At 35.6% G+C, this 13,424-nt stretch carries 7 protein-coding genes; 5 read left to right on the forward strand and 2 right to left on the reverse strand.

Features of this window, described 5'->3' with window-relative positions:
* Window positions 1-2 precede the first annotated feature (2 nt).
* The 4 genes from nuoL (at window position 3) to C1638_RS17315 (ending at window position 7,497) form a co-directional block, all read left to right on the forward strand.
* Window positions 3-1,916 (forward strand): NADH-quinone oxidoreductase subunit L, encoded by a 1,914-nt coding sequence (gene nuoL, locus C1638_RS17300; protein WP_076356191.1) that lies wholly within the window; start codon window positions 3-5, stop codon window positions 1,914-1,916.
* 2 nt (window positions 1,917-1,918) lie between these two features.
* Window positions 1,919-3,412, forward strand: coding sequence for a complex I subunit 4 family protein (locus C1638_RS17305; protein WP_109623043.1), 1,494 nt, complete (start codon window positions 1,919-1,921; stop codon window positions 3,410-3,412).
* A 144-nt stretch (window positions 3,413-3,556) separates the two neighbouring features.
* Window positions 3,557-4,936, forward strand: a complete 1,380-nt coding sequence (locus tag C1638_RS17310) for an NADH-quinone oxidoreductase subunit N (protein WP_109623044.1) — start codon at window positions 3,557-3,559, stop codon at window positions 4,934-4,936.
* A 245-nt stretch (window positions 4,937-5,181) separates the two neighbouring features.
* Entirely contained in the window at window positions 5,182-7,497 is a 2,316-nt protein-coding gene (locus tag C1638_RS17315; RefSeq protein WP_109623046.1) for a GAF domain-containing protein, read from the forward strand.
* On the opposite strand, the gene C1638_RS17320 is transcribed toward C1638_RS17315, so the two are convergent.
* Window positions 7,487-8,410, reverse strand: coding sequence for a bestrophin family protein (locus C1638_RS17320; protein WP_109623049.1), 924 nt, complete (start codon window positions 8,408-8,410; stop codon window positions 7,487-7,489). The genes C1638_RS17315 and C1638_RS17320 overlap by 11 nt on opposite strands.
* A 15-nt stretch (window positions 8,411-8,425) precedes the next feature.
* A complete protein-coding gene (locus C1638_RS17325; protein ID WP_109623050.1) occupies window positions 8,426-9,589 on the reverse strand; it encodes a Pycsar system effector family protein in 1,164 nt (387 codons plus the stop codon).
* 26 nt (window positions 9,590-9,615) lie between these two features.
* Here C1638_RS17325 and C1638_RS17330 point away from each other — a divergent pair, with 26 nt between their 5' ends.
* Window positions 9,616-13,332 (forward strand): metallophosphoesterase, encoded by a 3,717-nt coding sequence (locus C1638_RS17330; RefSeq protein ID WP_109623052.1) that lies wholly within the window; start codon window positions 9,616-9,618, stop codon window positions 13,330-13,332.
* The last annotated feature ends 92 nt before the right edge of the window (window positions 13,333-13,424 follow it).

Below are 13,424 nucleotides of genomic sequence, written 5' to 3' on the forward strand. Positions count from 1 at the left end.
GAATGGAGAATTTAGTATATGCAATAGTACTTTTACCACTTTTAGGGTTTCTTATTAACGGTTTATTCGGGAAAAATCTTCCAAAAATATTGGTGGGTTCTTTGGCAACGGCAGCAGTATTCGGATCTTTCTGTATCGCTGTAAGTCTTTTCATGAATTTTAATTCTGAAAGCCAGCCTGTAATCGTAAAAGCTTTTGAATGGTTTAGAGTAAATGGAGTACAAATTAATTTTGGATTCCAGATTGATCAGCTTTCATTAATGATGGTGATGATCATTACGGGTATCGGTTCACTGATCCACTTATACTCTATCGGATATATGAGTCATGATAAAGGGTTCTATAAGTTTTTTACTTACCTGAATCTTTTCATCTTCTCAATGTTACTTTTAGTAATGGGAAGCAACTACCTTATCTTATTCATCGGATGGGAAGGAGTAGGTCTTTGTTCTTACCTATTGATCGGATTCTGGTATACCAATGAAGAATACGGTAAAGCGGCAAGAAAAGCTTTCATCATGAACAGAATTGGTGACCTTGCATTATTGATCGGTATCTTTATGATTGCTGCTCAAACCAATGCTGTAGATTACCTTTCAGTAGCAGAAAATGCTTCAAAATTTGAATTAGACGGAACAGTGATTATCTTTATCACAGCGAGTTTATTCATCGGTGCTACCGGTAAATCTGCTCAGGTTCCATTATATACTTGGTTACCGGATGCAATGGCAGGACCAACTCCTGTATCAGCGTTAATCCACGCAGCAACGATGGTAACTGCCGGGATCTATTTGGTAGTAAGATCAAACTTCTTATTTACTTTAGCTCCAACAGTACAAGGAGGAATTCTATTAATCGGATTCTTAACTGCAGCTTTAGCAGGATTCTATGCACTACGTCAAAACGATATCAAAAAAGTATTGGCATACTCTACTGTTTCACAACTTGGGTTTATGTTCATTGCTTTAGGTCTTGGAGCGTATACAACAGCAATGTTCCACGTAATGACGCACGCATTCTTCAAAGCTTTATTATTCTTAGGTGCAGGTTCTGTAATCCACGCAATGAGCAACGAACAGGATATGCGTTTCATGGGAGGTCTTAAAAAATATATTCCTCTTACACACGCTACATTCCTTATCGGAACATTAGCCATCTCAGGTTTCCCTTTACTTTCAGGGATGATCTCTAAAGACGAAATTTTAGTAGCAGCTTTCGCTAAAAATCCAATCTATTGGGTAATCTTATTTGTTTTAGCGGCAATGACTGCAACATATATGTTCAGACTGTATTATTTGACATTCCATGGAGAATTCAGAGGTACTGAAGAGCAAAAACACCACTTACATGAAAGCCCAACTAATATGACATTACCATTGATCGTATTGGCAATCCTTTCTGTAGTTGGAGGTTTTATCAACTTGCCACACTTCATCGGACACGGGCACTATGCTAAACTGATGGAATGGTTGAAGCCTGTTCTTACGGAACAAAGCTACAGTCAGATGGAAGCTACTCTTTCAGGAGTACCTTTCAATACTGAAATGATCTTATTAGCTGCTACAGTACTTATGTTCTTCTCTGTATGGTTTATCGTTAGAAATACCTACGTGAAGAAGAAAAAAATGGCTATTGCAGAAGAAAGTTATACCGGATGGGAAAAGCTTTCTGCTAAGAAATTATACGTTGACGAACTTTACAACGCATTGATTGTAAAAACTGTTGAAGGATTAGGACGCGGAGGAAAAATGTTTGATAAGGGTATCTTAGACCGTTTTGTAAACTTTGTAGGTGATGGTGCTGAAGACAGCGGAAAAGCTATGAAGCGTGTACAGAATGGAAATGTAGAGACATATATCCTTATCATGTCTTTAGCGGTGGGAATTATATTAATTGTTAACTTTTTATTACAATAATAATGTCTTGTTTATTATTAACATTATTACTATTACCTCTAGTAGGTTCGGGATTAGTTTTTGCATGGAAGAGTAATTCCAGCAAATATTTGGCACTGGGAATTGCATTGGTCCAAATGCTCCTTACGTTCTATATACTATCGGATTTTGATTTTACTCCGACGGTAGACAGCGTATTGCAGCACGAAATCAATTATCCCTGGTCACAATTTATGAAGAGTTCTCTTCACTTCGGTATCGATGGGATGAGTATGCTTCTTTTATTGCTGACTAATATTTTGGTGCCTATCATCATTTTATCTTCTTTCAATGAAAGTGTAAACTACAGAAATACATTCTACGGACTGATTCTGTTGATGCAGTTTGGTCTTATAGGAGTATTTACTTCTTTAGACGGATTGTTGTTCTACATTTTCTGGGAAGTAACATTGATTCCAATTTGGTTTATCGCCGGACTTTGGGGACAAGAAAATAAAAGGTTTGAATTCACTACGAAATTCTTCGTATATACATTCGTTGGATCTCTATTTATGTTAGCCGGATTGATCTATGTGTACAACCACTCTGCATCATTCGCTTTAACAGATCTATACAATGCACAACTGAATGAAACACAACAGACTGTGGTATTCTGGTTTATCTTCTTTGCATTTGCAGTGAAATTACCGGTATTTCCTTTCCATACCTGGCAGCCTGATACCTATACCTACTCTCCTACTCAAGGGTCGATGTTGTTATCTGGTATCATGCTTAAGATGGCAGTTTATGGTCTAATGCGTTATTTACTTCCAATTACTCCACTTCCTATTGCTGGAATTTCCGGACAGATTGTAATCATCCTTGCTATCGTAGGAATTGTTCATGGTGCATTGATTGCAATTATCCAAACGGATATGAAGAGAATTATAGCCTATTCATCTTTCTCTCACGTAGGATTGATGGTAGCAGGTATCTTCGCTTCTGCAGTAGTTACTTTAAGAGGAAATTTCAATGTAGAAGGTGCTGAGGGAGCTTTGGTACAAACGTTCGCTCACGGTATCAACGTAGTAGGATTATTCTACTGTTGTGATATTTTATACAAGAGATTTAAATCAAGAGACATCAGACAAATGGGTGGTTTAGCGAAAGTTGCTCCTAAATTTGCTGTATTGTTCCTGATCATTATATTAGGTTCAATGGGAGTTCCATTAACCAATGGATTTATCGGAGAATTTATTCTATTGAAATCAGTATATGATTTTAACGGAACGGCAGCAGTAATTGCTGGTCTTACGGTGATTCTTTGTGCAGTATACTTATTGAGATTCTACGGAAAAGCAATGTTTGGAGAAGGAAATGCAGAAGTTTTAAGTACAGCAAAAGATTTATCAGGTGTAGAATTTTCTGTATTGGCAAGTATAACGGTTTTTGTGATCTTACTTGGTATTTTCCCACAACCGGTAATCGACATGGTGAGTAGTTCAGTGAAGTTTATCTACATGGCGATGGCCAACTAAAAATTAAAAGATTTAAAAATTAAAAAATTAAGAGGTTAGAGAAGAGTAAAAGAGAAGAGACAAAGAAACTGGAAATAGGAAACTAAACCCTCAACTTTGAATCTAAAACTTTAAACTTCAAATCTCACATCTCAAATCTATATTATGAGTGTTTTAATTATTGTTTTCCTAACGGCAGTTATTGCGTTATTTTCAGGAGTTTTTGAACAAGGAAAATTCGCAAGATACATTGGGATTTTGGGACTAATCATCGCATTGTATGTAAGCTTTATGCCTGAATGTTCGTTCTTCGATCAATACAAGCATATGTATGAATACAGTGCCAATACGGCATTATTCACTAAAATATCAATTGTAACAACATTATTGTTATTCTTTCTGGGAGGTTTTGCATTCAGCAACCATAGAAGCCACCAGTCAGAATTATATGCATTGATGCTATTTGCATTAATTGGAGGGATTGTTCTTTTCGGATACCAGAACTTAGTAACAATGTTCCTGGGTGTTGAGATTCTTTCTATTCCATTATATGTAATGGCCGGTGCCAACAAAACTGATTTAAGATCAAACGAAGCTTCAATCAAGTATTTCTTAATGGGTGCATTCGCGACAGGTTTCTTACTTTTCGGTATTGCGTTCATCTACGGAAGTGCAGGAAGTTTTGATCTCTATAAAATTCATGACTTTGGTGTAGCAAATGCTACCAACGTAATGTTTATTCTAGGTGTATTATTAATCCTTTGCGCTTTAGCATTCAAAGTGGCATTAGCACCTTTCCATATGTGGAGTCCTGATGTATACGCAGGTTCACCATCATTAATCACTGCTTTCATGGCGAGTGTAGTAAAGATCTCAGGATTCTTTGCTTTATTCAGATTAATGACGATTGGATTTGCTGGAGTTACTCACGAATGGATTAATGTTTTAGGAGTATTCTTAATCATTACATTGCTTTTAGCAAACGTTATGGGTCTTGCCCAAACCAATGCAAAAAGAATGTTGGCTTACTCTTCAGTTTCCCACGCAGGATATATCGGATTGGTATTCTTCGGAATGACAAGCCTTTCTACTTATAACTTAGCGTTCTATTTATTTGCTTATGCTTTATCTACGGTAGGTGTTTTCATGTGCTTAATCTGGGTAGAGAAATTAAAGAGAGAAACATCTTTCGGAGCTTTCAAAGGATTGGCTAAAACTGAACCTCTATTAGCTACAGTAGCAGCAATCTCTATGCTTTCAATGGCAGGAGTTCCGCTAACGGCTGGTTTCATGGGGAAATTTGCCTTATTCTCCCAAGCAATGAACGGAGCGGCATTCTTGGTATTGGTAGCAGTATTGGGTTCTGCCCTATCTATCGCTTACTATTTAAGACTGATCGTTGCAATGTTCTTCTTTAAGGAATCAACGTTCAAGTCTTCAGAAAAAGTAACTATTACTTACAATATTGTTGCAGTAGTTGTAATCGTAACGATTATCGCACTGGGTATTTTCCCGGATCTGTTTGCAGGGATATTCGGATTATAAAAAGTTATCCACACTATATTAAAAACCTTTCAGTTGATCTGGAAGGTTTTTTTGTTGATATGCTTGTTTATAAAAAAGGAAGTGATAAATAAAGAAAAAATAAAAAACAACAAATAATGATATACATATTTCAAAAAAATATACATAACCATGAAATAAAATATCCTTATAATGCTAATTCTTCCTGTAAAAGACTACATTTGAAAATGGCGTTTTTTTCATAACTTTACTCTAAATTTCAGCAGTTGGCCAATCTTTACAAAAAAGACTCTCCTTTTCAGGTTTATATATCATTCAAAAAATATTTGGATGTTTTGGAGCATATCCGTTATAATGATCGCCTGGAATATAGGGTCAATTATGCTGAATCTTTAATTGACAGAACGAAGAATTTTACAGAACTAAAAGATGGTTTTCAAGACATTAGTCTTTTAGAAAAAAATGAAGACCTCATCAGATTGCTTCTTGCCGACCTATTTCCTACAGGACTTACCAACAATGAAATAAAAGCCGCAAGTATTCCTCTTTCCAACATCACCTTTAATTATACCGAAAGATTTAAAGGAATCCTTAAAGACGCAGGAAAAGACTTTGAAATAGAGCTCAGAAATATTACTGACAATGAGTTTTATGTATTCTGCTGCTGTTTGATTCTTCAGACTTATTTCAAAAAAGATATTAAAAGTACCATTCCTTTCTATTATGATATCCCCAATAAACAGGGAATCATGAAGCATTATAAGATTACAGTAAATTCAGATTTCACTGAAATTTATCCTACAGAAGAAGCAAAAATTCCTTCTGATGATATTCTGGATATGCTTTTAGAAAATCTGGATGATTTTAAACTGTGGAAAAAATATTTTCCCTCGCAATCTTGGATACTGAAAGGGTTCACTATTATTTCACTTGTAGATTGTACTTCTGAAGTAGCTTTATCTGATCTGAAGTCAAGCATGATAGAAATTGACCCCGAAGATCTAAACCCTAATGAAAATCTGACTGAAATTTTCAAGTCTTATTTTGATGTGGCAGACCTCAACTTCGGACTCATGACTTTCAATAAGAAAGAGCAAAAACTGGATAATCTTCCTATTTATGAAAGCTTACTTACCAATCATATTCTTGATTTCTGGATCAATACTTTTGACGAAGAAACCAGAATAAATACATTCAATAATATAAGTCATAATTCAAAGCCTATTGTTGTTTCCAATGTAAATAACCTTGATGAAACTGTCAGACAACTTCCATCTTTTAATATTTTAAAGGATAATAATGTCAATAGCTTCATGGTAATTCCTATCATGAAAGACAATGACCTGCTTGCGATCATGGAATTTACTTCTTCTATTGCCGGCAGTTTTAATGGTTTAAAACTCAAAAAAATGGAGTTTTTTTCAGACATGATCCTCTTCTCTCTGAACAGGTTCTATTTTGAGAAAAATTACCAGATAGAAGCCATTATCCAGCGTGAATATACCTCTATCCATGATAGTGTAGTATGGAAGTTCCGGAATGAGGCTGAAAAATATTTTACAGCTTCATTGGGAAAAAAAATATATACTTTAAAGCAAATCTCCTTTAAAAATCTAACTCCTTTATTTGGAGTATCGGATATTCGTTCTTCCTCTGAAAAGCGTTTTAACTTAATGCTTCAGGATCTTAACCAACAAATTGAATGGTTAATTGATATTTTAACCTTAACAAATTCTGATTCGGAGAAATTCACGTTAGCTCTTGATGTTTTTGAGAATGAACTGAACAATGAGATCAAAGCGGATACGGAACAACGTTTTCAGAGATTGTTGAGGGAAGAAATACATCCTTTTTTACAAGCCAAGCTGGAAGTGAGATCATCCAGAGAAGTAAAGGCAAAGATTAAGGATTACTTTTTACAGGTGCGTCCCCAAACAGATCTGTTCTATAATTACAGAAAAAAACTGGACGATTCTATAATGCTTCTCAACAGAAAGTTCGCGGATATGCTGGATGAGAACCAAATTAAGGCTCAACAGATTTTTCCACACTACTATGAAAGATTCAAGTCTGATGGTGTGGAGCATAATCTATACATAGGCCATAATATTGCGCCTGAACTGCATTATACTTCAAAAGTGGTACATAAATTAAGGTACTGGCAACTGAAAACCATCTGTAAAATGGAATTTGAGTTCCAGACTTTTAAACAGAATCTTCCTATTTCATTAGATATTGCCTCTCTGATCTTCGTTTATAATGAAAAAATAGACATCCGTTTCAGAATGGATGAAAAACGCTTTGATGTAGACGGCGCCTACAATTCCTATTATGAAATTATAAAAAAACGTCTGGACAAAGCCCATGTAAAGGATTCTTCAGAGCGAATCACTGCTCCCGGAAAGATCACCATCGTCTACTTCGGAATGGAAAACCAGAAAGAATACCTGGAATACATCTCAAGACTTCAAAAGAAAAATATTCTACAGCATAATGTAGAGTTCCTAAAGGTGGAAGACCTTCAGGGGATTACAGGATTGCTGGCGCTGAGGGTTTCAATCAGCCAAGAGATCAATCTATAAAATAAGAATCCGGCTTTTTTAACTCTCCTTGTGGGATTTCTGCCTGTTCAAAAATAGAGAACTCAATGGTACGGCAGATACTATTCAGGGCAAGGTCATTTTCCTCTTCCCCAAAAGGTTCTCCAATCTCCTGTATAATGGCATCCAGCGCAATAAAGGTATAGCTTATCAGTAAAACAATTAAAGGCATCACCCAGCCCAATGAATCTACCAGTCCAAAAGGAAGCCAGAAACAGTAGAGATAAACTGTACGGTGCAACAAAATACTATAAGCAAATGGTAAGGGCGTGTTGTAGATTCTCTCACAGCCTCCAGAAATATTGGAGAACTGGTTCAGCTGATGATCCATTGTAGTCATTACAATAGTGTCTATATTCCCTTTTTTATTCTGCTCACTCAACCAATCGGCAATAAATCCCAAGATAATGCTTGGAATAAATTTTTTATCTTTCAACTGATCTACTTGCTCCGGAGATAATAGCCTAGATAAATGCTCTGTTCCTGATTTATCTCTTAATTGATAATTCAAAGACCAACAAAAAGCTGAAATCAGCTTAATGATCTTCTGTTTTTCTTCTTTGGCCTCAGGCGATGAATCGTTTACCAGAGATAAAATTTGTCTTGTAAGTGATCTTGTCTCGATGACAAGAAGTCCCCAAAGTTTTCTTCCCTCCCAAAAACGGTCATAGCTTGCAGAATTGCAAAACCCCATGAAAATGGCTAGTGCCAGTCCAATTAATGTGAAGATCGTAGGGTTAAGGTGTACTTTATAATCAAAGATTTTCCCTTTGAAATAATAAATTGCCAGAGAAAACAGACTAATGATAATAAGCTGAACTACTATTTTCTTCAACACAGAACCCCTCCATATAAATAACATTTTCAGCCAATTCGTACGCTGTCTGACAATCATTCTATTTTGTTTTTATTAAAGACTAAGGAAAGCAAATCCAAATGATAGCACTGAAATAATAATTCCGGCCATAAAGATTTTATAAGTGATGGATAAAAGCTTATACTTTCTGTCGAGAACCTTTCCCAGATAATACAAATCTTTTACCATAGAGTCATAAATATAATCTCTATCCTTGATCAAATCCCTCATTGCATTATGATAGTCATCAAAAAGCATTTGTTGAAAATTTCCGAAGAAGAGTAGATTCACCTTTCTGTTGGTAACATCCTGAGTCGTAAATGTTGTCTTCGTTACATTAGGTTTTGTAGACAGGATAGCAAATATGATGGTAAGAACACTGGATAGCAAAAGTATAAAACTCGGAAGAATCAGGTGTGAATTTTTCGGAGCATCTAGTTTTGGAACCAATACAGAAAGACAGACTGAAATAATGATCGCATTTACAGATAAAAGAATATTGGCTTTACTATCTGCAATATCACTCAGCCTTGTATGATTATTGAGTGTTACTCTGAATAAGGTATCTACACTTCTGTCTGATTTTTCTTTTTCTTTCTTTCCCTCAGAATTATCTTTTTTCTCTTCCTCTTTTACAAGTTTTTTTTCAATTTTTTTGATATTTTTCTTTTTTAAAGGCTCCCAGTTTTCCTTGGCATAGTCTGTATAAAAGGTGTGCTTATTCTTCAGCATATCAAGATTTCCGGCATTCCACTCATCATTAGAAAAGCATCTTACATTGGTAAGCTCCCATTCTTTTCTTAAAGCATCAGAAATATCATTGTAATCATGGCCTGCAAAATGGCTGAAGTCAGCATCTTTTACAATTTTCTCCAATATCCCTTGAGGTTCATGATTAATCTTAGTGGCCAATATCAGTTTTTCTATATCAGCGATATAGTTTTCCGGATAATTTTCCTCATGTAGAAAGTTTTTCATGATCTCTACACTTCTTTCCTCATGATTCATGGCACATTCTATATAGCCAGTATCATGAAACCAAAGTGCCACGAGTACCTTCTCCTGATCTTCTTCAGAAACAGGGGTGTTTTTCATGATTTCCTCTGCCTTATTAACGGTATAGGCAGTATGGATAAAATTATGATAAAAATATACCGAAGATAACTTATCTTTGAATAAGATTTCAACATAATTTTTAGCTTTGTGTAGAATGCTCATTCCTGAATTTTTGTTAATGTAAATTTATGAATTTATCCTTTAAAACTCATCTAAAAAATACTTCTATTGTTTTACGAACAGTAATGTCCGCCGGAGTGTTATATTCCTGCGCAACATATAACGTACAAAAAGGCAAAAACTTATTTGAAGTAAAAGATTCTGACATAAAATCTGAAAATGACTTTAAGGTTTTCCTTATTGGAGATGCCGGAAATGCAGATGAACCTCAGGCCCAAAAAACACTGAACCTCCTTAAAGGCAAACTGGACTCAGCAAATAATAACTCTATGCTGATCTTTCTGGGAGATAATATCTATCCGAACGGAATGCCTAAGGAAACGGATAAAGATTATGATTTAGCAAAACAAAAACTGGAAAATCAGCTTGCCATCACTAAAAATTTTAAGGGAAAAACTTTAGTAATCCCCGGAAATCATGATTGGTATAGCGGATTGGACGGATTGAAAGCCCAAGAAGAAATTGTAAAAAAATATTTTGACGATAAGAAACCTTTTCTCCCTAAAAACGGATGTCCAATTGATGATATCAATATATCCAAGGATATTAAATTAATCGCAATTGATACAGAATGGGTTATTGCCAACTGGGATAACTACCCAGGAATCAATAAAAACTGTAATATCAAGACCCGCGAAGACTTCTTTACGGAGTTTAAAGATCTAATCATTAAAAACCAGGGTAAAAGAATTATTGTAGCTCTGCACCACCCTGTTATAAGCAGTGGAACTCATGCAGGGTTTAACTCAGCTAAATCTCATCTGTTCCCTTTTAAAAGTAAAGTTCCTGTACCTATTATAACAAGTGCTATCAATGTACTTCGAAGTTCTTCCGGAATAAGTCCGGCAGACCTCAACAATCAACATTATGCAGATCTTGCCAACCGATTAAAAAGCCTTGTTCAGGATAAGGAAAATATTATTTTCGTTTCCGGACATGATCACAATCTACAATATCATGAAGATGGGAACATCAGACAAATCATTAGTGGCGCAGGTTCTAAGGTAGATCCGTCTACCATAACGGAGCATACTGATTTTTCTTATGGTGGTAATGGTTTTGCTGTTTTAAATATCAGAAAAGATCAAAGTACAGACGTTGAATACTTCTCTACACAAAATGATCAGTTAAAAAAATTAACCCAGATCTCTGTGGTTTCTAAGCCAGATGTATTTGTGAATAATTTTCCCAATACATTTCCATCTACCATTTCTTCCAGCATTTATCCTTTGCAGCTTACTCAAAAAGGTAAGTTTTATCGATGGTTATGGGGAGAACATTACAGAAAGTATTATGGAATTCCAATTGAAGCCCCTACAGCCAATCTCTCAGAGTTAAATGGTGGTTTTATCCCGTTCAGGGAAGGTGGCGGAAATCAATCCAATAGTTTAAGATTAAAAGCTAAGGATGGACAGGAGTTTGTAATGCGTGGTGTGAAAAAAAGTGCCGTGCGTTTCCTCAATAATATGGCTTTCACAAAGAGTACATTGGGTGAAGAACTAACGGATACTTTTCCAGAAAAATTCTTATTAGACTTCTACACCACAAATCATCCATTCACTCCATTTTCTGTGGGAAATATGGCTGAAAAACTTAATATTTTACACAGTAACCCAAAACTATACTATATCCCAAAGCAACAAGCTCTGGATCGATATAACCTCAACTATGGTGATGAAATGTACATGATTGAAGAACGTTTTTCTTCGGATCCAAAAACATTGACTTATCTTAATAATGCAAAGGACATTCTTTCTACGGATGATGTATTAAAAAATCTTAGCAAAAGCTCTAAATATTCTGTAGACAGGGAATCTTACATCAGAGCAAGACTTTTTGATATGCTTATTGGTGACTGGGACAGACATTCCGATCAATGGAAATGGGCGGAATATGAGGATGGAGACAAAATTATTTACAAACCTATTCCAAAAGACAGAGATCAGGCTTTCAGTAAATACGACGGTGCAGCTTTCAAACTTATCATGAATGTTCCGGCAATCCGCCATATGAAAACATTTACAGAAGATATCAGTAGTGTAAAATGGGTAAATATGGAACCTTATCCAATGGATCTTGTCTTTTTAAAGGGATCTACACAGGAAGAATGGGAAACACAGGCAAAATACATTCAGGAGCATTTAACAGATGCTGATATTGATGATGCTTTCCACAATCTCCCTAAAGAAGTACAGGATGATACCATTGCTGATATTGAGAGAAAACTGAAGATTCGAAAGACTAAACTGCAAGGCTACGCATCGGAATATTATAACATACTACAGGAAAAAGTTTCTTTAGCAGGAACTGTAAATCCTGACAAATTTGTTATTACCAAAAAAGGACATACCGTACAGGTACAGCAATATGAATTAGGCAAAAACAAGGATAAAAATAAACTGGTTTTTGAAAAGACCTATCATGATTCCAAAACAAAGGAGCTATGGATTTATGGCTTGGAGGATGATGACATCTATGAAGTAGTAGGAATCGGACGCCCTCGAATGAATATCAGACTGATAGGCGGCTACAATCATGATGTATATAAGGTAGAAGATGGAAGAAAGGTAAAGATCTATGATTTTCTATCTCAAAAGAATACATATAAAGCCAGTAATTCAACAAAAAATATTTCTGACGATTACGAAATAAATACCTACAATTATAAACATCCGAAATACAACTCTGTAGCCGGCTATCCCAATGCAGATTATAACCCGGATGATGGAGTCATCATAGGAATGCTGGCTAATTACACTGTAAATAATTTCATCCGTGATCCTTTTACCCAAAAGCATAGTCTAAAGGCTAATTTTTATACTGCTACTGCAGGATTCAGCCTTACTTATAAAGGAGTTTTCAAAAAAGCTATTTCCGGATGGGATTTCAATCTGGATGCATCTTATACTACTCCGAGGTTTTCCCAAAATTTCTTTGGCCTTTCCAATGAAAGCCCATATGATAAGGAGGAAACAGAAAGAGAATATAATAGAGCCAGAATCTCCAAATTTAGTGTAGCCCCTTCAATTACCAAGAAAAACTGGATGAACTTCAGTCATCAGATCCAGCTTACTTTTGAAGATAATAAAGTACAGAGAAAGGACGGCCGATTCATCAACCAATCTCCGGATGTACGACCTGAAGTCTTCAACAGTCAGCAGTTTTTAGGAGCCAATTATACATTCAGCTATAAAAATGCTGATAATGTAGCCTTTCCTACTCTTGGAATGGAATTCATGTTGAATGCTGACTGGAAAGCTACTTTCTCCAATTTCAATAAAAATTTCCTGACCATAAAGGGGAAATTGGCTATTGACCACAGAATTGATAAAAAAGGAATTTTTGTGTTTGCCAACTCCAGCAATGCGATGTGGATCAACAATCATAATTTTGAATTCTATCAAGCCGCTGCCATTGGTGGTAATAACGGTATGAGAGCATTCAGAAATGAAAGATTTTCTGGAAGATCATACTTTATAAACAACTCTGAAATACGATGGGATTTTGGAAGAATCAGAAATAATATTGTTCCTGCCAACATGGGAATCCTTGTAGGTTATGATGTTGGCCGTGTCTGGAATGATAATGAATACTCAAGAAAGTGGCATCAATCAGTTGGGGCAGGAGTTTGGCTCAGCATTGTAGAAATGATGTCTGCAAGACTGAACTATTTCTATGGGGCAGATGGCGGAAGGGTTTCTGCAGGAATAGGTATGAAGTTTTAAAAAATAACTTCATAAAAGGAATAAATTAACTCTAATTTTTATATTCAAAAATAAAATTCATTTTTAATTAATTTATATTTAAAAATCAACTC

The organism is Chryseobacterium oncorhynchi (genome assembly GCF_002899895.1).
GTDB classification, from domain to species: Bacteria; Bacteroidota; Bacteroidia; order Flavobacteriales; family Weeksellaceae; genus Chryseobacterium; species Chryseobacterium oncorhynchi.

Bases quoted from the DNA above. Each gene is read 5' to 3' on its own strand.
- nuoL (WP_076356191.1), top strand. From the start codon at position 3: ATGGAGAATTTAGTATATGCAATAGTACTTTTACCACTTTTAGGGTTT.
- C1638_RS17305 (WP_109623043.1), top strand. From the start codon at position 1,919: ATGTCTTGTTTATTATTAACATTATTACTATTACCTCTAGTAGGTTCG.
- C1638_RS17310 (WP_109623044.1), top strand. From the start codon at position 3,557: ATGAGTGTTTTAATTATTGTTTTCCTAACGGCAGTTATTGCGTTATTT.
- C1638_RS17320 (WP_109623049.1), bottom strand. From the start codon at position 8,410: ATGATTGTCAGACAGCGTACGAATTGGCTGAAAATGTTATTTATATGG.
- C1638_RS17325 (WP_109623050.1), bottom strand. From the start codon at position 9,589: ATGAGCATTCTACACAAAGCTAAAAATTATGTTGAAATCTTATTCAAA.
- C1638_RS17330 (WP_109623052.1), top strand. From the start codon at position 9,616: ATGAATTTATCCTTTAAAACTCATCTAAAAAATACTTCTATTGTTTTA.